Origin of the sequence: Nostoc sp. FACHB-280 (genome assembly GCF_014697615.1) — a bacterium.
Lineage (GTDB): Bacteria > Cyanobacteriota > Cyanobacteriia > Cyanobacteriales > Nostocaceae > Nostoc_B.
Genome location: NZ_JACJSD010000011.1, coordinates 157,078 through 179,606, shown reverse-complemented (window position 1 = coordinate 179,606; position 22,529 = coordinate 157,078). Strand labels below are relative to the sequence as shown.

Annotated in this window: 20 protein-coding genes and 1 tRNA gene; 10 read left to right on the top strand and 11 right to left on the bottom strand. The window is 40.9% G+C overall.

Going from position 1 to position 22,529, the window contains the following annotated elements; translation table 11 throughout:
- Positions 1-78 precede the first annotated feature (78 nt).
- Positions 79-1,149: an undecaprenyldiphospho-muramoylpentapeptide beta-N-acetylglucosaminyltransferase gene (murG, locus tag H6G75_RS11015; RefSeq protein WP_190979973.1), complete on the top strand. Its 1,071-nt coding sequence runs from the start codon at positions 79-81 to the stop codon at positions 1,147-1,149.
- A gap of 178 nt (positions 1,150-1,327) precedes the next feature.
- On the opposite strand, the gene H6G75_RS11010 is transcribed toward murG, so the two are convergent.
- The gene (locus H6G75_RS11010) at positions 1,328-1,906 is read right to left on the bottom strand and encodes an HPP family protein (RefSeq protein WP_190979972.1); all 579 of its coding nucleotides are present in this window, start codon (positions 1,904-1,906) and stop codon (positions 1,328-1,330) included.
- A gap of 553 nt (positions 1,907-2,459) precedes the next feature.
- Complete coding sequence (locus tag H6G75_RS11005; RefSeq protein WP_190979971.1) at positions 2,460-4,868, bottom strand: GH116 family glycosyl hydrolase; 2,409 nt, start codon at positions 4,866-4,868, stop codon at positions 2,460-2,462.
- 499 nt (positions 4,869-5,367) lie between these two features.
- Here H6G75_RS11005 and H6G75_RS11000 point away from each other — a divergent pair, with 499 nt between their 5' ends.
- The 5 genes from H6G75_RS11000 (at position 5,368) to H6G75_RS10980 (ending at position 9,940) form a co-directional block, all read left to right on the top strand.
- Positions 5,368-5,529, top strand: a complete 162-nt coding sequence (locus H6G75_RS11000) for a hypothetical protein (protein WP_190979970.1) — start codon at positions 5,368-5,370, stop codon at positions 5,527-5,529.
- Positions 5,530-5,733: 204 nt separating this feature from the next.
- Complete coding sequence (gene modA / locus H6G75_RS10995) at positions 5,734-6,552, top strand: molybdate ABC transporter substrate-binding protein (protein ID WP_190979969.1); 819 nt, start codon at positions 5,734-5,736, stop codon at positions 6,550-6,552.
- 364 nt (positions 6,553-6,916) lie between these two features.
- Entirely contained in the window at positions 6,917-8,728 is a 1,812-nt protein-coding gene (gene modB, locus H6G75_RS10990) for a molybdate ABC transporter permease subunit (protein ID WP_190979968.1), read from the top strand.
- 205 nt (positions 8,729-8,933) lie between these two features.
- The gene (locus tag H6G75_RS10985) at positions 8,934-9,653 is read left to right on the top strand and encodes a PadR family transcriptional regulator (protein WP_242051505.1); all 720 of its coding nucleotides are present in this window, start codon (positions 8,934-8,936) and stop codon (positions 9,651-9,653) included.
- Between the two features lie 35 nt (positions 9,654-9,688).
- Entirely contained in the window at positions 9,689-9,940 is a 252-nt protein-coding gene (locus H6G75_RS10980; protein ID WP_190979967.1) for a hypothetical protein, read from the top strand.
- A 29-nt stretch (positions 9,941-9,969) separates the two neighbouring features.
- Here the strand turns inward: H6G75_RS10980 and H6G75_RS10975 are convergent, their stop codons facing one another.
- The 9 genes from H6G75_RS10975 to H6G75_RS10935 all read right to left on the bottom strand — a co-directional run bounded on the left by H6G75_RS10975 (position 9,970) and on the right by H6G75_RS10935 (position 17,597).
- On the bottom strand, positions 9,970-11,787 hold the full coding sequence (locus H6G75_RS10975) for an ABC transporter ATP-binding protein (RefSeq protein ID WP_190979966.1): 1,818 nt from the start codon (positions 11,785-11,787) through the stop codon (positions 9,970-9,972).
- A gap of 33 nt (positions 11,788-11,820) precedes the next feature.
- Complete coding sequence (locus tag H6G75_RS10970) at positions 11,821-12,714, bottom strand: serine kinase (protein ID WP_190979965.1); 894 nt, start codon at positions 12,712-12,714, stop codon at positions 11,821-11,823.
- Positions 12,715-12,982: 268 nt separating this feature from the next.
- Complete coding sequence (locus H6G75_RS10965; RefSeq protein ID WP_190979964.1) at positions 12,983-13,165, bottom strand: lasso peptide; 183 nt, start codon at positions 13,163-13,165, stop codon at positions 12,983-12,985.
- A gap of 162 nt (positions 13,166-13,327) precedes the next feature.
- Positions 13,328-13,528: a lasso peptide gene (locus H6G75_RS10960; protein WP_190979963.1), complete on the bottom strand. Its 201-nt coding sequence runs from the start codon at positions 13,526-13,528 to the stop codon at positions 13,328-13,330.
- A 244-nt stretch (positions 13,529-13,772) separates the two neighbouring features.
- Complete coding sequence (locus tag H6G75_RS10955) at positions 13,773-13,952, bottom strand: lasso peptide (protein ID WP_190979962.1); 180 nt, start codon at positions 13,950-13,952, stop codon at positions 13,773-13,775.
- A gap of 69 nt (positions 13,953-14,021) precedes the next feature.
- On the bottom strand, positions 14,022-16,088 hold the full coding sequence (locus tag H6G75_RS10950) for a lasso peptide isopeptide bond-forming cyclase (RefSeq protein ID WP_190979961.1): 2,067 nt from the start codon (positions 16,086-16,088) through the stop codon (positions 14,022-14,024).
- Between the two features lie 3 nt (positions 16,089-16,091).
- Positions 16,092-16,523: a lasso peptide biosynthesis B2 protein gene (locus tag H6G75_RS10945; protein WP_190979960.1), complete on the bottom strand. Its 432-nt coding sequence runs from the start codon at positions 16,521-16,523 to the stop codon at positions 16,092-16,094.
- On the bottom strand, positions 16,507-16,812 hold the full coding sequence (locus tag H6G75_RS10940; RefSeq protein WP_190979959.1) for a lasso peptide biosynthesis PqqD family chaperone: 306 nt from the start codon (positions 16,810-16,812) through the stop codon (positions 16,507-16,509). The genes H6G75_RS10945 and H6G75_RS10940 overlap by 17 nt, the downstream gene beginning before the upstream one ends.
- Positions 16,813-17,523: 711 nt before the next feature.
- A tRNA-Pro gene (locus H6G75_RS10935) sits at positions 17,524-17,597 on the bottom strand.
- A 189-nt stretch (positions 17,598-17,786) separates the two neighbouring features.
- Here H6G75_RS10935 and lipA point away from each other — a divergent pair.
- The 4 genes from lipA to H6G75_RS10915 all read left to right on the top strand — a co-directional run bounded on the left by lipA (position 17,787) and on the right by H6G75_RS10915 (position 22,395).
- Positions 17,787-18,677: a lipoyl synthase gene (lipA, locus tag H6G75_RS10930; RefSeq protein ID WP_190979958.1), complete on the top strand. Its 891-nt coding sequence runs from the start codon at positions 17,787-17,789 to the stop codon at positions 18,675-18,677.
- 47 nt (positions 18,678-18,724) lie between these two features.
- Positions 18,725-19,651 carry an NAD(P)H-dependent glycerol-3-phosphate dehydrogenase gene (locus tag H6G75_RS10925; RefSeq protein WP_190979986.1) on the top strand — a complete coding sequence of 309 codons (927 nt, stop codon included), beginning with the start codon at positions 18,725-18,727 and terminating at the stop codon, positions 19,649-19,651.
- A 622-nt stretch (positions 19,652-20,273) separates the two neighbouring features.
- Positions 20,274-21,524: an RNA polymerase sigma factor SigC gene (gene sigC, locus H6G75_RS10920; protein ID WP_190590036.1), complete on the top strand. Its 1,251-nt coding sequence runs from the start codon at positions 20,274-20,276 to the stop codon at positions 21,522-21,524.
- A 415-nt stretch (positions 21,525-21,939) separates the two neighbouring features.
- A complete protein-coding gene (locus H6G75_RS10915; RefSeq protein ID WP_062295370.1) occupies positions 21,940-22,395 on the top strand; it encodes a Fur family transcriptional regulator in 456 nt (151 codons plus the stop codon).
- Positions 22,396-22,529 lie beyond the last annotated feature (134 nt).

Here is a 22,529-nt window from a genome sequence, read left to right as displayed (position 1 = left end):
CAGTTTACTGATTTTATTCATGAAGGTCGGGAAATTGTTTTATCTTAGTTAAGCTAGGCGCTAAACGGTAGAGGTTTGATGACAAACGCACCGATAAGATTACTCATAGCTGCCAGTGGGACTGGTGGACATTTGTTTCCGGCGATCGCACTGGCAGAAAAACTGCCAAACTATGAAATTGAATGGTTGGGTGTGCCGAATCGACTAGAAACGCAACTTGTTCCCAAACAGTATCCCTTGAATATTATTGAAGTTGAAGGGTTCCAGCAAGGGTTCGGACTTGCATCTCTCAAGATTTTGGGTAAACTCACTGGTTCGATTATAGAAGTTCGACGAATTCTCAAACAGGGTCGATTTCAAGGGGTGTTTACTACAGGCGGTTATATTGCGGGGCCTGCGGTAATTGCGGCGCGTTCTTTGGGGTTACCTGTAGTTTTTCACGAATCTAACGCTTTACCAGGAAAAGTAACAAGGTTTTTTGGCCCTTGGTGCAATGCAATGGCGCTGGGGTTTGAAGCGGCTGCTAAGTATTTACCCAAGGCCAAAAATGTTTGTGTTGGTACACCAGTGCGATCGCAATTTTTAGCAGCAGAAGTTCCCCCGTTAGATTTAAATATTCGTGAAAATGTGCCGTTAATTGTGGTTTTTGGGGGTAGTCAAGGCGCTGTGGCTGTGAATAAATTCGTCCGTCAAGCTGCGAGTGCTTGGTTAGATACTGGTGCTTATATTGTGCATTTAACAGGCGATCGTGATCCCGATGCCGGGATTTTTAAACATTCGCAATATATAGAGTTACCTTTTTATGACAATATGGCGGCGCTGTTGCGACGTGCAACTTTAGCAATTAGTCGTTCTGGTGCTGGTAGCTTAACAGAATTAGCTGTGTGCGGCACACCCGCAATTTTGATTCCTTACCCCTTTGCGGCGGAAGATCATCAATCTTATAACGCCGAGGTATTTACTAACGCTGGTGCAGCAATTACTTACAAACAATCGGAATTAACCGCCGAAAAATTGCAAACTCAAGTTTTAGAGTTATTGCAAAATCCCGCAGAGCTAACCAAAATGGGGGAAAATGCCAAAGCGATCGCAGTTCCTGATAGTGCGGATAAATTGGCTTCTCTGTTGCGAGAAGTGCTGGAAACTTAAATAATTCAGCAAATAAGATTTTAGGCGTTGCAGAATTGCGGGATGATTTATCTCACGCAGAGGTGCAAAGACTCAGAGAGAATAAGGAGTTAAAAATTTCCAAGACATCAAATTCATCCCCTCATTCAGCAATGCCAGATTTTACAAAGAGACACGAATTTTCGTGTCTCTTTTTGTTTTATAACCAGTATTTTGGATAACTTCTATCTTTTGCTAGATTATTAAAAATCACAGCACACAATACAAGAATAATAGAACCTTCTAGTACAGGAGTTACAAGAAATTCCCAAGGAGCTTTAGTCATCATTACAACTAATGTAACTGCACCAGAAGGTGGATGCAAAGTTGCAGTTAATTGCATCACTCCAATAGCAGTAGCAACTGCCATTCCCATTGCCCAAGGTTCTGAACCAAAAACATGCAGAACCATCAGACTGACCATAGCAGCCAAACAATTACCACCAATTACATTACGAGGTTGAGCCAAGGGACTATCAGGTACACCAAAAATCAAAACGCTAGTAGCGCCAAAAGGAGCGATTAGTAAAGGAGAATTGGTTTTGACAGAAAGGTAAGCTGCTAAAGCTATGCCAAAAAAACTACCGCACCAACTCCAAAAAATATGTTTATGATGAGGTATATCTAAAGAAAATGAGCGTTTATTTGCGCGAATTTTGAAGTAATAACTATGTAATTTATAGTGAAGCTTTTTGATATATATGTAATTGATTTGTTTTTTTGGTAAAAAGCTTTTCATGATTGATTATGAGAAGTAAAAAAATGTATTCAGTACCTCAGCAGATTAGGGAGTGCTATAGTAATTTGCTCAATCCACCCAGCCCTCCTTCAAAAGAGGGGAACCGGAAAAACATATATCAAAGTCCACGGCAGATGCTACTCTGCGAGAAGCCGCGCCGAGCGCGTCTACAAGTCAGGAAATCCGCCCAACGCACTACCTACCCTTTTTCAGGGGAATTTAAGGGAAGCAAAATATGTGCGACTTCACATTAAATTGGTATTAGAAAAAACAACTATTAGAAAATAAATCATATTAAATATTTATGCCATTTTAGAAAGCAAGCTTAATGTCATGGAATTATGACATTGTTTTTTAGAATACAACTTAAACAACTCAATAAAACCTTGACAAGATATAAATATTTAATAATAAGTATTAAGTATAATTATATTGATGTAAACAATAATTGGACTTTATTTTTATTTGCAAATATTTTTTTAATAAAAAAAGCTCGGAGTTACTTTTTCAGAACTCCAAGCTTCAGCCTCAGAACCAATCTAAATCTTATTTACTATTTACTCATCACTAAATAAATACCCCAAATCGCCATTGCACGGAGATAAGTACTGGCGCGGAAAGTCCCGGCGGCGGTGATAGCTTCTGGTGTGCGGAATTGCAAGCCGTTGTTGTAAATTTGCTGCACAACAGCTTGTGTGACTCGCAAAGCTTCATCCTGCATTCCCATCTGCACGAGAAACGCCGCTAGTCCAAAATTGATTCCTGTCCACACTTCTAAAGGATGGGTGGCTTTGGGGTTTTCTGGGGAACCATCGGGAAGTACACCATTCGCCGCACCAAATTCACCATTTTGGAACTTCAAGAAACAAGCATCATAAACAGTCTTGAGAGCAGAAAGGGCGCGATCGCTCGGTACAATATCTGGTAGTTCTAATAATCTGGCATAAAATTGCCCACATAATTGATCTGCCATCACCACCGCAGAACCACTGCCACTATCTAACCGATAATACTGCCCGTTCCACAACTTTTCCTCATAGATAGGACGAGATTGCGCTAACCATTTCTCATAGATAGACTTCTGTTTCTCTGCGCCCTCTACACCTTGGCGGTTCGTTATTAAAATATCACTAATTGCGATCGCCGCTTCCAAAGCCGCCAACCACAACCCACCACAATAAGCACTCACACCCTGTAACCGCCAATCATCAAAGGTTTGGTCTGGTGCGCCAGAATTCTCTGGAATACCATCACCATCTTTGTCGAAAGTTTTCAGATAATCGAGAGTTTGGACAATTGCATCCCAACAATCTGCCAAAAATTCTATATCATCAGCACCAGTCAGCAAATAATCGCGGTAAACTTGCAAAACAAAATCAGAGCCTAAATCCTTCCACAAATTACAGTCTTGATAACAGGTGTAATTCGTCTTCTCCCAAACATGTTCATTGGGTGCGCCTAAATCGTGGGGTGTTGCACCTGCAACCTTACGGGCGGCGGTGGTTGTATCTGCGCCAATGGTATAGTAGTAGCCAATAATTCTCTGATGGTCATCACTTTGAGGAATTGCCCTAGCAAAAGCCCGCATCACAGACTTTTCTAATTCGGGGAACAGCAACAGCAACCCAAAGGAACCGTATAACCGCACATCTAAACTTTCATACCAACGGTAATCTAAACATTCCAGCACGGCAAACTGGCCGATAGGGTCGAGTTCTGATGCTGCATTCCAGAGAGTACCACCGCTAGTTAAGTCGTATAACTCGTTAAATAAGGCCATTTTGAACCAATCAGGCAAATCTTCGCGGTTGAGAATTGGTGCTTGCCAACTTTGAATTTGCGATCGCCATGTTTGATAATTTTCTAAAGCAGTAGTCGCAATTTCCCAAGCATGATTACCATTTTTACCAAAGAAATCTGTATATCTGCGGTAATAATTCACTCCCGCCGCAAATTCTGTTACAGGCAAATCCCAAGCCAACACAAAAGGAATTTCTAAAGTTTCCCCTGGTTGGAGAGTAAAGCGAACTGCGATCGCACTTCCTAATTGTTGATTTTCTACTGCTGGATTTGTATCTAGATAATTAGGCAAAGAACCATCACTAGCAAAGCTTTGCCATACCTCCTCACCTGTACTTCCAGGATGCCATTTGCTGTGGTGAAAAACTTCCACTTGCGGATGTTTCACCGTTGCAATACACCAACTCCCGTCACCTTCCTGCAAAGGTTCAGTAATTCCAACCCTTCCTAAGAAACAACCAAAGTATTCCGAATTTTCCACTACCTGATTGTAATTTCCCTGACTTTCACCCCAGCGTGGCTGATACTCATAAACTGGGCTACCATCATCGCGGATTTTGATTTTTGGCGACTTCAACGCATTAGTAAACCAGCCCACCATATTTTCCCAAGTCAACATAATGCTGAGAGTAATTGGTGCATTACTGGGGTTATGCGCCTTCCAAACAAACACCGCCACAGGATAGCTAGTTTCTTGATAATTATTTGCCCAGATTGGCGAAAACTGCTCACAAGTTAATTCTGCTTGAAAGACATTTTCATACACAAACCAACTACGTGGGTATAAAGCATGATATGTCCCTGTGGAAGTTGACTCACTACTGGCTGGATACCATTGCCAAGCCTGGAGACTAGCATCTTCCGGTGATTGAGTAGATAAAGCATAGGCTTGAGAAGATGTACCATTCGACTCAAACACACTGAATTGACAAGCAGGAACATTTTTAAAGATATGTTCACCGCCATCGATGTGCCACAGGTTAAAATCTCCCCTCGAAGAACGCCCAATACAGCCTGCACCAAAACCACCCAAAGGCATTCCATGCCAAGGGCCATCGTCAAGATTGCTGGCGTAGCGGACGGTATAAGGTTTGTCCCAGCCTAAACCGATGGGACGATTCCAAGTGTAAGAGGGGATTTCCGGGGAGTTTTGATTTGTCATCGCCTGATGTCACAGCGTGCAGTTACGCTAAGGAAGCTTAACGCGATGTGTAATTTTTCTCAAGTTTTTTCTGTAAGTAAAAATGACTTCCTTTAGAGAGATGAACTGTCAAGCTAATATTTCTACATTAATCACGGATGTCTGCTTAAGCACTAGGACATTTTAAGGCTTAACGTTTTGTTAAGCCTTTTTCTTTAAAATGACTGACGCAGTGAGATGAAAAATAAAGGGTTTGGGGAAAGGTTTAGGGGTATGAGGGTGTCATGGTGTAGGTGTGAAAAACCTTTACACTCCGTACTCCGAGGTTATCATGCAATATTTTAATTAAAAAAATGCAATTATTACATGAATGCGGATGCAATAAACTCTGATAAGTGCGATTCTCTTTTATGTAGGAATAGGTTGATGCTGATAGAGATAGATACCCCTGGTAAAAACCGGGGGCTTTTTATTTGCAACCTAGGGAGATTAAAGTTTTTATCTGCTATGGAAATCTGGTTTGATTTCTGAATTGACTGGTGTGGTGCGCGTTCGCAAAGCGTCTCGCAGAGAAGCGCAGCGCAAGCGCGATAGGCAGGAAGTAGGGAGTGAGGAGTGGGCATTAGTGTCAACTTCAGGTAAAACTCATATCCCGCAAGGAACTCAATTTCCTTGGTCATAGCAAAAGCTATCTTCAGATGACTAAAATATCCCCCAACTTTTTTAGTCTACTTAAGTAGCCTTGAACTTGAGTTCAAGGTGGGTGACGAAGCCCTCTGATTGTTTTCAGAAATCAAATATTTTTTGTGTATTTAAATAATTTAGTGTCACTTACCAACTTTTTCCATGTTAGGTTGGTAAATAATAGATGAATTAAAAACTGGAAATGAGTTTTAAACGCATTTTAGCTTTTAGTTGTTGGTTATTCTTCGCTTGCCTGTTAGTTATTGGTTGTAATCAAGCAAATACGCCTAAATCCGCCACAACTAATAGTACAACAGCCCAAACCACAACTTTAACTATTTCAGCCGCAGCTAGTCTCAAAGACGCACTCGACGCAATCAAACCAATTTACAATCAGTCAAACCCAAGTCTAAACCTAGTCTACAACTTTGGTTCATCGGGTGCTTTACAGCAGCAAATTGAACAAGGCGCAAAAGTTGATGTTTTCATCTCCGCCGCAACTAAACAAATAGATGCACTTGCAAAAAAGGGTTTGTTAGTTGATGGTACTAAGAAGGATTTATTGAAAAATCAATTAGTATTAATTGCCCCACAAAAATCTACAAATATATCAAGTTTTCAAGATTTAACTTCACCCCAAATTAAGAAAATTGCTTTAGGTGAACCCAAGAGTGTACCTGCGGGACATTATGCTCAACAAGTTTTGACTTCGTTAAAACTTGCTGACAAACTCAAAGGTAAAGTTGTTTACGCTAAAGATGTACGCCAAGCTTTAAATTATGTAGAATCCGGTAATGTTGATGCTGGTTTAGTTTATCTTTCCGATGCGAAAAGTAGCTCAAAAGTGAAAGTAGTAACCACTGCCCCAGAAAACATTCATTCTCCTATTATCTATCCAATCGCAGTGATTAAAAGTAGTAAAAATATTAATGATGCTAAAGATTTTGAGCAGTTTTTATTTATTAATAATGAAGCCAGAAATATATTTGAAAAGTATGGATTTGTGTTAGCTGGAAAATGATTTTATAAGGCTGTGGCTCGACTGCGCTCACCAACCACAAGATTTAGAATATAGCAGCAGCCAAGTTGGTTAGGACATTGATAAATCATGAAACTTATACAAAATAAAGCTTTGAACCCTGTCACCTGTCACCTATTAACTGTCTCCTGCTATAAATCAAAGAAGAAAATATTGTTTACTGTTTATTGCCATTAAGTAGTAGGACTAAATTAAACCTAACTTAAAATTACCGGGTTTCGACTGCGCTCAACCCTCTTATTCTCAAGGATTGAGCATTGAGCGAAGTCGAAATGCGTCTTCTAAATAATTGTGTCTACCTACTTATCTCTTGGGAAAAGTTGGAAATATTTAATTATCTAAGAGTATGCCACAGGATTTATCACCGCTTTGGATATCACTGAAAACTGCGTTATTGGCAACATTTATTACTTTTTTTGTGGGCATTGCTGCGGCTTATTGGATGCTCAGTTATCGTGGTAAGGCTAAATCTTTAATTGAGAGTATTTTTGTTGCACCGCTAATTTTGCCACCAACAGTTGTGGGTTTTTTACTGCTGTTATTTTTTGGCAAGAATGGGCCTGTGGGGAAATTCATGGAACCTTTTGATTTCACGATTGTTTTTACTTGGTATGGTGCAGCGATCGCAGCGACGGTGGTTTCCTTCCCATTAATGTATAAAACTGCCCTAGGTGCTTTTGAACAAATTGATGGTAATCTGCTGCGGGTGGCGAGAACCCTGGGTGCAAGTGAATCTAGAATCTTTTGGCGAATTAGTTTACCTTTAGCCTTACCGGGAATTGTAGCAGCGACGACCTTGGCTTTTGCCCGTGCTTTGGGTGAATTCGGTGCAACCTTAATGCTGGCTGGGAATATTCCTGGACAAACTCAGACGATTCCAATGGCGATTTATTTTGCGGTGGAAGCAGGCGCAATGGATGAAGCTTGGTTTTGGGCGATCGCAATTATGGTAATTTCCCTATCGGGGATTATTGCGGTAAATTTTTGGCAAGAAGTCAAAGAAAAGGGAAGACGCAAGGAAACAGGAACCAGAAAATCAGAAAGACGAGTCGCTCAGTCTTATGCTGTGTCTGCGCCAACTTCCGAAATCGGTTTATTTTTAGACATTGAAAAAAAATTGCCCAGTTTTCATTTGCAAGTTTCCTTTAGCACCAACGAACAACCACTAGGCTTGTTGGGCGGTTCCGGCGCAGGTAAAAGCATGATTCTGCGTTGCATTGCAGGAATCGAAACGCCAACTAGAGGGCGAATAGTTTTGAATGGTAGGGTGTTGTTTGATTCTGAAAAAGGCATTAATGTACCTAGCCGCGATCGCCACATTGGTTTTTTAGTCCAAAATTATGCTTTGTTTCCAAATATGACAGTGGCGGAAAACATCGCTTTTGGCTTACCCAAGGGCTTATCTGCGTCAAGTGTCCGACTGCAAATCGAAGAACAACTAGTAGCGATGCAGTTATCAGGATTGGGCGATCGCTATCCCCATCAACTTTCCGGCGGTCAACAACAACGGGTAGCCTTAGCCAGAGCCTTAGCCAGTCAGCCAGAAGCATTACTCCTCGATGAGCCATTTTCCGCCCTCGATACTCATCTGCGGAGTCAACTAGAACAACAGATGACCGAAACTCTAGCCGATTACCAAGGTGTGGCTTTATTTGTCACCCATAACATGGATGAAGCTTACCGCGTTTGTCCAAATTTATTAGTCTTGGAACAAGGTCAAGCAGTTCATCACGGTTCCAAATATGAAATTTTCGAGCATCCCGCTAGTGTGAGCGTAGCTAAATTAACTGGATGTAAAAACTTTTCTCGTGCTGCTGTTCAAGGAACCCAAACAATCCAAGCCCTAGATTGGGGTTGTCATTTGCAAGTTGTTCAACCAATTCCTGATGAACTCTCTCACATCGGGATTCGCGCTCATCACCTCATCTTTTCCGCAGATGAATCTCCCGTTAATACCTTTCCCTGTTGGTTGGTGCGAACCAGTGAAACACCCCACCGCATGACATTATTTTTAAAACTACACAATGCCCCCAATAATCTGCAAGACTATCACCTACAAGCCGAGGTCTTTAAAGAGAAATGGGTGAATATCAAAGACAAACCTTTCCCTTGGTACGTGCGTTTAGACCCTCTGCGTTTGATGTTGATGGAAAACTAGTATTTTTTTGAGTAGACAAGGGAGACAGGGGAGACAAGGTAGACAAGCAGAAGTGATGATAATGTCTCCTCTGCACCCTGACTATATATCTATACTTCAACTGCTGTTGAAAATTATTTATTGACAAATCCGATATATCGGAATATATTTTATTTAGTAGTAACGATATATCGTGATACGTCAAACAAACACAAGGAGTTACATAATGTTTAGACAATTTCATTCACGTTTTCCTATACCAGCCCATGCTGGAGAAGGATTTGCCCAGCAATTTTCGGGAGGTGGACGACGTGGACACAGAGATTTATTGGGTGATGAGCCACGCAACCGGCGCGGTGACATCAAATTGAAACTGTTGGGACTTTTATCGGAGCGTCATCAGCATAGATTTGCCCATCAATTTGCTATGGGTGGGCGACATGGACATGGACATGGACACCGGGGTTCATTTGGTGGTGACTGGGGAGATGAGCCACGCACTCGTCGCGGTGACATCAAGTTTATGCTGTTGGGGCTGTTGTCGGAGCGTCCCCAGCATGGTTATGAACTGATTAAAGAGCTAGAAAATCGTCGTGGAGGCTTTCGCAAACTGAGTCCAGGTTCAGTTTATCCAACGCTTCAGATGTTGGAAGAAGGCGGTTATTTGACTAGTGAACAAGTCGAAGGTAAACGTGTCTACACAATTACAGATAGTGGTAGACAGTTACTGAGCGATCGCCAACAGCAATCTCCTTCAAAAAATCCTTATGACAGTTTTGCAGAAAACAAGCCTTCGGAATTAATTGAGTTGCGCCAAACTTTAACAGAGTTAAATGATGCAGTCGTACAAATTGCTCGCAGTGGCAATTTAGAACAAGCAAATCGAGTCCGGGAATTGCTTGTTCAGGTCAAGCGTGAGATTTACAAATTGCTCGCTGAACAGTAATTAAAACAGGAATTTAGATTAGATAGGAGGTTGTGATGTCAAATGTCATAAATTGCCCAACGTGTGGTGCTGTATGTCGTCTTCTTGGTCAAGATAGTGAGGGTTTACCTCAAATCCAAGCGTTTTCCCATACTGATGTAGAAAATAAAATTGAGCAGTTAAAGAAAACTGTGCAACATCTCCAAGAAACTCTTCGCACCGAACGAGCTAATGCAAAAGCTCAGATTCTCAATCTAGAAACAGAACTGACCTTGAGCCGAGACGCGCGTCGTGCAATTAGTGAGTAGAGCCAGTAATTTAGTCTATTTTGCTAATATTAACGATATTGCTGGGCTTGAGTTTCATATAGGTAGGCGTAGCGATTACCCATTTGGATCAGTTCGTCATGAGTCCCACTTTCAATAATTGTGCCGTTTTCCATCACATAAATGCGATCGGCCATTTTGACAGTAGACAAGCGATGACTAATTAAAATCGCCGCCTGATTTTGGATAAGTTGACGGAATTTTTCAAACACTTCATATTCCGCTTTCGGGTCCATCGCACTGGTAGGTTCATCTAAAACGATCAACTGGGAATCTCTTAAGAACGCCCGCGCCAAAGCGATTTTTTGCCATTGACCAATACTTAATTCTTCTCCTTGGTCAAACAATTTACCCAAAATTGTGTCATAACCTTTGGGTAATTTGCTAATGACATCATCCGCACCAGAACGACGCGCTGCCGCTATAATACTATCTCGATTAGCTGGCAGGTCAATATTAGCTAACCAAATATTTTCTTGGGCGGTAAAGTTGTATTTAGCGTAGTCTTGAAAAATTACGCTGATGTCGCGGCGTAATTCAGAGATTTGATAATCTTTAATATCAACACCATCAATTGTGATGTAGCCAGAGGAGGGATCATACAAGCGACACAGCAATTTAATTAAAGTCGTTTTTCCCGAACCATTCTCACCTACCAGTGCTACTACTTCTCCTGGTTTAATACTCAAATTAATATTATGTAGTGCCTGACGAGTGGTAGTAGAATATTGAAAACTTACATTATGAAATATAATACCAGACTGTATTGGTCGTGGTATTGGTTTGGGATTTACCGGCTCAATCAATCTAGGCTGGAGGTCGAGAAACTCGTAGAGATTAGCTAAAAATAAATTATCTTCGTACAGCGCCGAAACGTTGGCTAATAAACTTTTAATATCGTTTTGTCCTCGTTGGAGTGCTTGGTAATAAAGCACTAAATCACCCAAACGCAGAACACCATTGATAGCTTGGTAGATAATTAAAGCATAAATCGCAAATATGAGAACTCCAGCGATCGCTTCGGCGAAAAAGTTAGCAATAAAGCGCCTGGTGAAAATTTTCAGGCTTTCTTTATAGATTTGTCTGCGGATACGCAGATACCAATCACTAAAATAGTGACCTAAATCAAATAAGCGAATTTCTTTGGCAAATTGGTCTGATGTCAACATCCACGCTAAATAAAAACCTTGGCGTTGCATTGGTGTCCATTTGCGCTGCCAATCATACATCACGCGGCTATATTTGATCCGCACTAACATTGCAGGCAAAGCAGCGACAAATAAAACCCCCAAAATTCCCCAATGTAGTGTTAGCAACAAACCAATCATTGCTACTAACGAAATACTATTTTGACCAATTTGTGCTAGACGATTGAGAATTTGTGGTGGTCGATAAGGTGCTTCTTGTTGCGCTCTTTGTAAGGTATCGTAATATAAGGGATTTTCGTAATACTCTAAATCAGCCGCAATCGATTTAGCATTAATAATTCCTTGCATATAGTCAGTTACCCGTTGGGAATGGGCAGTGGTGACTAGTTCTGTTAAGGAGTTAGCCAAGGTTGTTAATAAAGTAACTCCACCCGCCAGAGCAATTAATATTAAAACATTCCGAAATGCTACGGTCTTATCTGCTAGGCTCAAGTTAGCAGCGACCGCATCGATAATCAGTTTTGAGAGATAAATTGAAACTACAGGTAAGATACCTTGAATTGTCAGTAAAACGACACGGGCGATCGTCCAACGGGGGCTACTTTGCCATACTAGACGCAATGCCGGCAAAAGTCGCAGAGTATTTTGCAGTTTATCTCGAATTTTTTTGCCTAGTTGCATATTTAAAATGGCGATCGCACTAAATTTAATTTCTTAAACTTTGATTGTAACTGGAGACAAGTTTCTTTTAGCTACATCATTTTCCACTAGCTTCACCAACTCAGGTAGTGCAGCTAAAGAACGTTGCCGTCGTAAACTACAAATAGGCACTTTTTGAACTACACTCATACATTGCTGGAAATGTGCTTTGAGAAATTCTGGTGCAGTCAAGGCTTGCATTTCCCTAGAATGTCGCACTAATTCACCAAAGCTTTGTTTTGGTTCTAAAGGAACGATTTCTGGGTGGGTTCCGCCAGCTAACACATAAATCTTTTTCAGGGGTACAGATTTCTGAAAGAAACCATCTTGGAGTCGGTGAACCCGCTTAATAGTTTGGGAATTTAGTAAAGGTAAACTATCTGGAACATGACCAAAAGAAGCCGCAGCATCAGGCCACAACTTAATTTGGGGGAAACCCGGAATGACTAGCGGCTGTTGTTCACCAACTTGAATTGCCAAAACATCATCTGTCAAAATGCTGTAGCCGTGAGCGTGAAAACATTCCGCTAAGGTTGACTTGCCAAAGCCAGAGTCAGCCATAAAGGCAACTGCACTACCATTGATGACTACACTACTAGCATGAAGTACAAGCAAGCCCCTCTGTCTGAGCAATACGCAAATAATCACACCCAAGAGAAAAGTCCGAGTTAATGCTTCATCAACACCAGGGTTGGGATCAAGAACAATTTCTTTACCATCTTTCACCAACACCATACCGAATTCGTCAATTCTCGCTAATAGGTAATTGCCTCCATCACTACGCTTTTGTTGTGGATCATTGAGCTTACCAAAACGGATCACTACATCTGCTGGTTTGTCACTGGGGATGAGTTCAGGTAAGGGTAATTCCGAGTGAATGCCTAGGTTGTATGCGGTGTAAACGTGCATCGGAAATATTATTGGATAAGAAGTGAATAATTATTTTATTTACGCAAAACTCAGTTTTACTAACGCTTTTGAGTTGACAAAGCCCTGACAATCTGTAATAAAGGAAGCCATCAGGAAAAAGCATTCCTGATGTTTCCAAACATCTCATTGAGATTTTGCAGTAATCCTAAAAAAAGCTAGTTTTTAGGATTACTTTATTTACTAGCTCTAGATTTGATTTAGGGATAATAGTATCAGTGATGCTATTACACCTATATCTTTGCTAAGGCTATGGTTGAGGAATAAGTACCCCATTTTGAGAACCATCTAGTCCTAGTACTTCACCAGGAATCTGAGTAGGATTGTTACCGATTTGGAAAGTATCTTTTGGGCCTGGTGTACCAAAAGCGTGGGTAACATTTTCGACACTACCGTAGTTTGTTAATTTGGGTGCTTCGTAAGCTTTTTTCATTGTTTGGGTCTCCTGTTTGTTTTGTTTATTTCTTACTAAACTAGTGGCTTTAAGAGAGTAACCAACTCAGCCTAGGTAGGAGCAGGTTAAAAATAAACTGCCCCTAGTCAGACTTATGGTTTTAATAGGGATATAATTCAGCCCAAGACAAGTGTTAAATATTCATCTTCCTCGATCACTACCTACGGGAATAAGTATTCCATTACCAGCAGAACCACTTAGTCCTAGTATTTCGGCAGGAAACTGAGTCGGATTATTGCCGATTTGAAAAGTATCTTTTGCACCATCACTGCCAAAAGCATTAGTAATATCTTGAACGTTACCGTAGTTTGTTATTTGAGGAGCTTCGTAGACTTTTTTCATATTTTTGTCTTTTGTTGGCTGCGTTTATCTCTAACTGGAACATCTAGCCGTAGTCACTTAGGGTAGGTCAATCTTAATTACTCACAGCCTTATTGGCTTGGAGAGCCTACCAAATTCAGTCTAGGTAGGAGCAGGCTAAAGATGCACTGCCCCTAGTCAGACCTATGGTTTGTTTTAGTTATGATTTAGCCAAAGAGCGAATGTGAAAAATTACCAGTTTGGTATTTTTCTATCGTTCTTGGTTTTAGCGGGGAATGAGTACTCCATTTTGGGAACCACTGAGTCCAAGGGTTGAACCAGGAATCGGAGTAGGATTAGTTCCAATGAAGAAAGAGTCTGTTCCACCTGCTCTACCAAAAGCATTAGTAACGCTTTGAACACTACCGTAGTTTGTGAGTTGGGGAGCTGTGTAAGCTTTTTTCATTGTTAAGTCTCCTGTTTGTTTTGTTGGTTTCTGACTGGACTAGATATTGGCTTTGAGATATTCACCAAATCAGTCTAGGTAGGAGCAGGCTGAAACTGCACTGCCCCTAGTCCGACTTATGGTTTTTTGGGTATGATTCAGCCACAGAGAAAGTGTTAAAGCTTTCCAAACTGGTAATGTTGAATCATCGTTTATATCATCTGTTGTAGATATAAGGTTGTTGTAGAATCTGTGTAGCAAGTTGATATCCACAAATTCTTGAATATTACTAGCATCACCAGTCATCACTTCATCTAGTAACCCGCGATCAAGATGTAATAATCCGCGTTGGAAGTTTGGTGTCATATCGGTTTTGCCGCCACGCCACTGCACTTCTTGGGGAAGAATACCATCTAAAGCTCTCCGCATAATGAAGCGAGACCATCCTTGATGGAGCTTTTGCTCTGGTGGTAAAGATAGGCAAAATTCAATCAAGCGTTTATCCATAAAAGGATGACGTGACTCTAGAGAAAATGCCGCAGAACATAAATCTCCCAGTTCCAGTACTGTGGTGAACAAGGCAGAATTTAAGGTACGCCACTGTTCTTCTCTAACTGTGATAGCAGGGCTTTGGTATTGTTCTGGAGATGCTGTGAGGGGATTGATCCCGATTTGTTGGGCGAATTGCGGGTTGATTAAAGAAGTGACTTGGGGTTGATTTTGTTTGGAACCACGGAGCGATCGCCAAATCTTCAAGATATACTCAGGAACTAAGGGTTTAATTCCATATTTGACAAATAATCTCCGCCGCGAAACTCGAAAATGCTGTCCAATTTGCCAAGCCGTTTTCCCAAAAGAGAGATATTTTCGCTGTTTGATTAATTCTTTTAAGTAGGTAATGGCATATTGATAAAAAAGGGCTGCTAGTGATGTATTAAAGTGTTGAGATATGGCCTTAGCTTCTTGAATAAATTGCTGCCATTTGCCTTGACGTGCTAATTCGGCAAAGTATGTCACACCATGAGATACGGTTGTATCACCATCAAAACCATCCAAAGAAACCCGAATACCTGCTTGTTGGGTGGCACGATTTAACCCCCACACGAGAAAATGGCTAGGCCCAATAAAGGGTTCTTCCATATATTTATAGTAGTTCTGCCATTCTGATAAGGGGCCTGATTGATCAGCATGGACGTAATGGGGGACAAATCCACCTTGGTTTAATACAGGGTTAATGTATTGACGTTCGTCGCATTCTGGAACTTCTTCAAAGATGTTAGAGAAGGTGTGAAGTTTTATACCTTTGGTTTGTAAGATATCTCTGGCTACACAAGCAATTGAAGAAGAATCTAAGCCACCACTCAAATGACAACTAACAGGAAATGCACTGCGTAAACGACAACGAACTGCTTCGGTAAATATCTCCCGGAAAGCGGCGGCATATTCGGCATCAGAGTTGAGTTTTAACTCTTCCCCAATTTCTAAAGACCAATAGGAGCGAGTTTTTAATTTACCTGTGACACTCACTGTCATTGTGTGCGCCGGAGGCAATCGATGTATATGTTTGTAGGAGGTAAGCGATTTATCTTCTGTGAATGGATGCAGGTGATTAGCGATCGCAATTTCATTCACCTTTTTCGGCACTTCTGGTAAACACAAAAGTGCTTTCATTTCCGAAGCAAAGTAAAATTTCTTACCTGGTTGATAGCAGTAATATAAGGGTTTGATGCCAAAATGATCTCTCGCACAGAATAATTTCTGTTGATTTTGATCCCAAATTACAAATGCAAAGTCACCAAGCAATTTGGTTGGGCATTGTTCACCCCATTTTTCGTAAGCTGCTAGTACTAACTGGCTATCTGTGATTTTTTCTGGTGGACAGTGATGAATTGATAATGCAGAAATTAGTTCATCACGGTTATCTATGCGTAAATCGGCTGTAATGACTAAGTTAGCGGTGTGATCAACAAAAGGTAATTTTTCTAGCAGTGATTCTGGTGTCGTCCACAACATCCGATGACCTAAGCCAACTACACCAGCACACCAGATATCTGCACCATCCGGCCCCCGATGAGTGATCGCATCTACCATCAAGACCAGCTTTTTTTGTTCAATTACCTGATTGTCTAGATTGTAAATGCCAACTATACCGCTCATGATTTATGTCCTTGAAAAAGACGGCAATGGAGTAAAGCGCGAGAGATCAGGAAGGTAGCCAATGACAACATACCCTTGAGTTTCAATCCAAGCATGAGCCTCTAAATTGCCAGCTTCACTTTTAACAACTCCGATTCGCAATTCTGGTGTGTAACCATAACGAGTCATTAATACTTGGCAAGTTAAAGCCCGCGCTAGGCACTTGGCTCCACCTGGTGTGTAGCGCGTGCTAACATTTATTGCCCAAACAATTTTGTGCAGAGAAATTGGTTCTAACTGGAAATTTGGTTTACTGATTTTGTTGATCAGTTTTCTTAAAGTATTAAACGATAGTAACCACATTCCTAGCCGCACTAACCCCAGCAAAACGAACGTCTTCAATAAAAATTGGCGATCGCTGTTGCTGAATTGCCATAATTTAAGCAGACGCTTCATTGTTTATTTCTATCAATCCTTTTGCCGCTAAATCTTCTAGCAAAATTGAGATATCATTTTTGCAGACATCTGCATCTACTTCATATTCCGCTAGGATGGCATCTTCAATTTCTTGGACAGTCTTTGGTGATTGGATGAAATTCCATATACTGGCTCCCACTTGATTCAAACCATAGTAAGCACCAGATTTAATATCAAGGATGACCACCTCTCCTTGCAAGTCTGAACAGATTTGCTCTCTGGAGGCTACTACACTCAATTTTTCTGATGAACTTAGTTGTGTTGGCATTGTTTATAGTATAATCACTGATTCTTAACTGTTCATACTAAAAACAATTTATATCACCCTTGTGGAAATTACCGTTACGTAAATGTGATATCTTCATCCTTTGTTTTAAAAATAGCTAACTTTATAAAGCAATTGTGAAGTAATATAAATAGGCAAATAGTGTGACTGCTGAAGATTAATTACTTACTTATATCTACCAGATTCTGAGAATAATTTGATAGCATATTCAAGTGATAAATACATCAATCATTAGTTCAGTAATGACATTACTGATACAGCTATTTGCCGCACAATTAATCAACATCTTTGCCTAGTAATAGTCGAAAAATAACTACAAGTAGTCAAATAGCAAAAAGTATCCTGAGTAAGAATTCAGCACTCAGGTTTCAGAAGCCAGAATTTAAGAACAATTCAATATGATTAGTCTATTGATTGAGATAAATTTGACTCAATCTCCCCACCTTCTAACTACTGAACTCTTCCTATACTTTTAATTATTTCTATCAATAAAAATATTTCAAATTAACTTGCCCTAAGTCAATATATCTTTTGAATGATATTTCAACTTGACTTGAAAAGTATTTTTATTTCATTTGGCATACCAATACTATAATTCACCCCTTTAGACTGAATTACCTATAGAAAGTTCCCTGAACAAGAAACAAGTTTTTCAGTTTACTTACAATGATGATTTCAACTTAAAGCTTTAAATCGGGATGACTGGATTCGAACCAGCGGCCCCTTCGTCCCGAACGAAGTGCGCTACCAAGCTGCGCTACATCCCGCCAAAAAAAGGTAATATTTTTACTATAATACCATAAATGTCCCAAAAAAGGGAGTAGGTTGAGCAACCAGAAATTTAGCGGAGAAAAAACTGCATAGATGTCATCAGAACAAAATGACCAATGACAACTATATATATAGATTGCTTGCTAGGATTAGATTTGTATAACTTTCAGTGGTAAAAGCAGATTGTGACAGTAAAGCCAGACTGGTTGCGAGTTAAAGCGCCTCAATGGGAGCGCGTTGGTAACGTTAAAGAAATTTTGCGGGATTTAGCACTCAATACGGTTTGCGAGGAAGCATCCTGTCCCAATATTGGTGAGTGCTTCAATGCAGGTACTGCCACTTTTTTAATTATGGGGCCAGCTTGTACCCGTGCTTGTCCTTACTGTGACATTGATTTTGAAAAAAAACCAAAACCTTTAGACCCTACAGAACCAGCAAGATTAGCCGAAGCAGTGCGGCGTATGAGGCTGAATCATGTTGTGATTACTTCTGTTAACCGAGATGATTTACCAGATGGTGGTGCTTCGCAGTTTGTGGAGTGCATTACGGCGGTGCGAAATGTGTCACCTCACACCACAATTGAGGTATTAATTCCTGATTTGTGTGGTAATTGGGATGCTTTGGCAATCATTCTACAAGCTAATCCAGAAGTGGTTAACCATAATACAGAAACGGTTCCTCGCCTGTATCGTCGGGTGCGTCCCCAAGGAAAATACGATCGCACACTCGAATTATTGCAGCGATCGCGGCAAATAGCACCTTGGCTCTACACTAAATCTGGCATTATGGTGGGTTTGGGCGAAACCGATAGCGAAATTCGCCAAGTGATGCAAGACTTACGGGCAGTCGATTGTGATATTTTGACAATTGGGCAATATCTCCAACCCAGTCAAAAACATTTGCAAGTCGATACGTTCGTTACTCCAGAGCAATTTGCCGCATGGCAAGCCTTTGGTGAAGAACTCGGATTTTTGCAAGTCGTTTCTTCTCCCTTAACCAGAAGCTCTTATCATGCAGAACAAGTCCGGGAATTAATGGAACGTTATCCTCGACGAGTGCTGAGTGCTGAGTGCTGAGTGTGAACAAGTTTTTAGTTATGAATTTTTAAATGGTATTGACAGTGGTGCAAGAAACTACCATTGCAATTTTAGGTGCAGGTGCTTGGGGTACAGCTTTAGCAAATCTAGCAGAGGCCAATGGTCACAAAGTTAGACTATGGTCGCGTCATGGCACAGAAACACTAGAAGCTGTTATTCAAGATGCTCACATAGTGCTATCTGCTATTTCTATGAAAGGGGTAAGAGATGTTGCTTTGCAAGTAAAATCTTACTCCCTTTCACCAGAAACAATTTTTGTCACAGCAACAAAAGGGTTAGAGCCAAAAACTACTGCTACGCCGGCGCAAATTTGGCAAGCTGCATTTCCTGATCATCCAGTAGTGGTATTATCTGGCCCAAATTTATCAGCAGAAATTCAACAATCATTACCAGCTGCAACCGTAGTGGCCAGCAACATCACCACTGCGGCAGAAAAAGTACAGTTAATATTTTCTGCACCACGTTTCCGAGTTTATACAAATCCCGACCCCCTGGGTGTGGAATTAGGGGGAACACTCAAGAATGTGATGGCGATCGCAGCTGGTGTCTGCGATGGATTACAATTGGGAACCAACGCCAAAGCTGCTTTAGTCACCCGTGGACTCACAGAAATGGTTCGCATCGGCAATTTTTTAGGTGCGAAGACGGAAACTTTTTATGGTTTGTCAGGTCTGGGAGATTTGTTAGCTACCTGCAATAGTCCTTTGAGCCGTAACTACCAAGTCGGCTATCAAATGGCTGGTGGTCAAACCCTGACAAATGTCCTCGCTAATTTGCCAGGAACGGCCGAAGGAGTTAACACTTGTCAAGTTCTGATGCAATTAGCCAAGCAGCAAAATATTTATATGCCAATTACAGAGCAAGTTTATCGCTTACTCCAAGGTGAAGTTACTCCTCAACAAGCACTTGATGAACTAATGCTACGGGATATCAAGCCGGAATATCATTCATAGTCATTCGTCCTGTGTCATTGGTCATTATTTATTAGTTATTCTCCCTACACCCTAACAAATGTAGGTTGTTCTGGCTGATCTTCCTTGTCTCCCTTGTCCTATTGTCAACCAGATTGTAAAAAACCTACATTCCTAAGATCACCACTACCCATACATTTTTATCTCCACATATTCCCGAAAAATCCCTAGACAGAAAATACTAAATCGTCAGGAAATTACTTTGATAACCATGTAGATATGACTAACCCAATGTTAAACATAAATTTACTGACAGATGTTTATACCAGTTAAAAAAGTAACATTTAATACTAATTACGTCGAAATGCTGATTAGGTAGCTCAGAATTTAAAGCTTATTTGTAGATTTGAATAGCTATTGGTTCAATCAAATGTTCAACGGCCGAAGGATTTCGGCATTAATGTTGGAAACACTAGTGCAGTTTTTGAAAAAAAATTGTATTGGAATCCTCTACCGTGTTATTTCATCGTAAATCACGGGAACAATAGCAACAGTTGATTTTGATTAGCTGACCCTTCGGGGAACGCAGTCGCTTACGGAGGTTATGTCCTCCCGCCGCGCTGACTCACCGTAATCTATTGTTACCTGGAGCCATTGAGACGATATGCCAGCAACATCTTTTTACCCGGATGCCGCCTACAATTCCCAAAAGTCCCGCCAGGTTTTAGACCCAGATATCACGGTTGACGACGGTGATTTATCGGTCGAAGAGCTTCACGATTTGGAGATAGTTTCTGTTGACCCTGCTAGTTTTGGCGCAAATACTAATCGCCGCAGTACAGACCTGGTACGTCTATATCTTCAGGAAATTGGACGAGTCCGGTTGTTGGGGCGTGATGAAGAAGTTTCAGAAGCTCAAAAAGTTCAACGTTACCTACGGATGCGGACAGTACTTGCCAATGCTGCCAAGCAAGGTGATGCTGTAGTTGAGCCTTATTTGCGATTAATTGAAGTTCAAGAGCGTTTAGCATCGGAACTTGGCCACCGTCCATCATTAGAAAGATGGGCTAATACTGCTGGTGTGCAAGTGTCGGATCTCAAGCCGATTTTGTCAGAAGGTAAACGCCGTTGGGCTGAAATTGCCAAAATCACAGTCGAAGAATTGGAGCAAATTCAATCTCAAGGACTGCAATCTAAAGAACACATGATCAAGGCGAATTTACGTCTTGTGGTTTCTGTTGCCAAGAAATACCAAAATCGTGGCTTAGAATTATTAGATTTAGTCCAAGAAGGAACTCTTGGTTTAGAAAGAGCCGTAGAAAAATTTGACCCCACTAAAGGTTATCGCTTTAGTACTTATGCTTACTGGTGGATTCGCCAAGGGATTACAAGAGCGATCGCAACTTCTAGTCGCACAATTCGCCTCCCAGTTCATATTACAGAAAAATTAAACAAAATTAAAAAAGCGCAACGCAAAATTGCTCAAGAAAAAGGTCGGACTCCGACTTTAGAAGACTTGGCAATTGAATTAGAAATGACACCATCTCAAGTGAGAGAAGTGTTGTTGAGAGTGCCACGTTCTGTTTCTCTAGAAACCAAAGTTGGTAAAGATAAAGATACAGAGTTAGGAGAATTGCTAGAAACCGATAGCGTGACTCCTGAAGAAATGTTAATGCGAGAATCTTTACAAAGAGACTTGCAAAATCTGTTAGCTGATTTAACTAGCCGCGAACGAGATGTCATTCTGATGCGGTTTGGTTTAGCTGATGGTCATCCTTATTCTTTAGCCGAAATTGGCCGCGCCCTGGATTTATCACGGGAACGAGTACGCCAAATTGAATCGAAAGCTTTGCAAAAGCTCCGTCAACCCAAGCGTCGTAATCTGATCCGCGACTATCTAGAGTCTCTGAGCTAATTGATGTATGAAGTGTAAAGTGTGTAGACGCGCTTTGCGCGGCTTCTTGTTCGCGTAGCATCTCCCTTAGGAAGAAGGGTAGCGTGACGTATGAAGATGAAGTTTTATCCTTCATTCTTTACACTTTCATAGATTTTTGACTTTGGATTCCTCCGTTTTAGCACAGTTAATTTGGGTTTTAGTGCTAAAAATTCTCTAGCTTATGAAAAACTTTTGCAGCTAGTCTTGGCTATACTGCCAGACACTGCTGCTGAATTGTCCGAGAGTATGGGATCGCTACTCAAGTAGGGATTTAAGAACTTTACGGATTATTTATGGGAACTTAACAAAGATTGTCAATAAGCATTGTTTGTTGCAAATTGCTCCGAACATTTGTTATATTCTCAACTAATAGGCTTTGTTGAGAAAAATTAGTATGACTGTCTACACAACTACTTCACTCAAAGCAGAGTTAAATGAAAGAGGCTGGCGTTTAACTCCCCAACGAGAAACAATTTTACACATTTTTCAAGAGCTACCACAAGGTGAACACCTCAGTGCCGAGGATCTTTACCATCGATTAGAAACCGATGGCGAAGGTATTAGCCTTTCAACTATCTACCGGACGTTGAAGTTGATGGCACGGATGGGCATTTTGCGGGAATTAGAATTAGGCGAAGGTCATAAACATTACGAAATTAACCAACCTTACCCGCACCATCACCACCATTTAATTTGTGTCCGGTGCAACAGTACAATTGAGTTTAAAAACGATTCGATTTTAAAAATTGGTGCGAAAACTGCTCAAAAAGAAGGGTTTCATTTACTCGACTGTCAAATGACCATTCATGCAGTATGCCCCAAGTGCCAAAGAGCATTAATGCCGCTATAGCATTGGGGCAGGATAACTAAAGGAATGTACTCACATCAATTTTGGATTTTCTCGGAACTAAAAAATCTAAAATTGGCAGAGTTATCGGAGGGAAGCAACCTATTGGGGATTCACATCGACAAGCCAAAGCGGAT

Excerpts from the sequence above, each read along its gene's own strand:
- H6G75_RS10940 (WP_190979959.1), bottom strand. The coding sequence starts at position 16,812 with ATGCCAACACAACTAAGTTCATCAGAAAAATTGAGTGTAGTAGCCTCC.
- modA (WP_190979969.1), top strand. The coding sequence starts at position 5,734 with ATGAGTTTTAAACGCATTTTAGCTTTTAGTTGTTGGTTATTCTTCGCT.
- H6G75_RS10980 (WP_190979967.1), top strand. The coding sequence starts at position 9,689 with ATGTCAAATGTCATAAATTGCCCAACGTGTGGTGCTGTATGTCGTCTT.
- H6G75_RS10960 (WP_190979963.1), bottom strand. The coding sequence starts at position 13,528 with ATGAAAAAAGTCTACGAAGCTCCTCAAATAACAAACTACGGTAACGTT.
- H6G75_RS11005 (WP_190979971.1), bottom strand. The coding sequence starts at position 4,868 with ATGACAAATCAAAACTCCCCGGAAATCCCCTCTTACACTTGGAATCGT.
- H6G75_RS10975 (WP_190979966.1), bottom strand. The coding sequence starts at position 11,787 with ATGCAACTAGGCAAAAAAATTCGAGATAAACTGCAAAATACTCTGCGA.
- sigC (WP_190590036.1), top strand. The coding sequence starts at position 20,274 with ATGCCAGCAACATCTTTTTACCCGGATGCCGCCTACAATTCCCAAAAG.
- H6G75_RS10945 (WP_190979960.1), bottom strand. The coding sequence starts at position 16,523 with ATGAAGCGTCTGCTTAAATTATGGCAATTCAGCAACAGCGATCGCCAA.
- H6G75_RS10970 (WP_190979965.1), bottom strand. The coding sequence starts at position 12,714 with ATGCACGTTTACACCGCATACAACCTAGGCATTCACTCGGAATTACCC.
- H6G75_RS10985 (WP_242051505.1), top strand. The coding sequence starts at position 8,934 with ATGTTTAGACAATTTCATTCACGTTTTCCTATACCAGCCCATGCTGGA.
- H6G75_RS10915 (WP_062295370.1), top strand. The coding sequence starts at position 21,940 with ATGACTGTCTACACAACTACTTCACTCAAAGCAGAGTTAAATGAAAGA.
- H6G75_RS10965 (WP_190979964.1), bottom strand. The coding sequence starts at position 13,165 with ATGAAAAAAGCTTACGAAGCACCCAAATTAACAAACTACGGTAGTGTC.
- H6G75_RS10955 (WP_190979962.1), bottom strand. The coding sequence starts at position 13,952 with ATGAAAAAAGCTTACACAGCTCCCCAACTCACAAACTACGGTAGTGTT.
- H6G75_RS10950 (WP_190979961.1), bottom strand. The coding sequence starts at position 16,088 with ATGAGCGGTATAGTTGGCATTTACAATCTAGACAATCAGGTAATTGAA.
- murG (WP_190979973.1), top strand. The coding sequence starts at position 79 with ATGACAAACGCACCGATAAGATTACTCATAGCTGCCAGTGGGACTGGT.
- modB (WP_190979968.1), top strand. The coding sequence starts at position 6,917 with ATGCCACAGGATTTATCACCGCTTTGGATATCACTGAAAACTGCGTTA.
- H6G75_RS11010 (WP_190979972.1), bottom strand. The coding sequence starts at position 1,906 with ATGAAAAGCTTTTTACCAAAAAAACAAATCAATTACATATATATCAAA.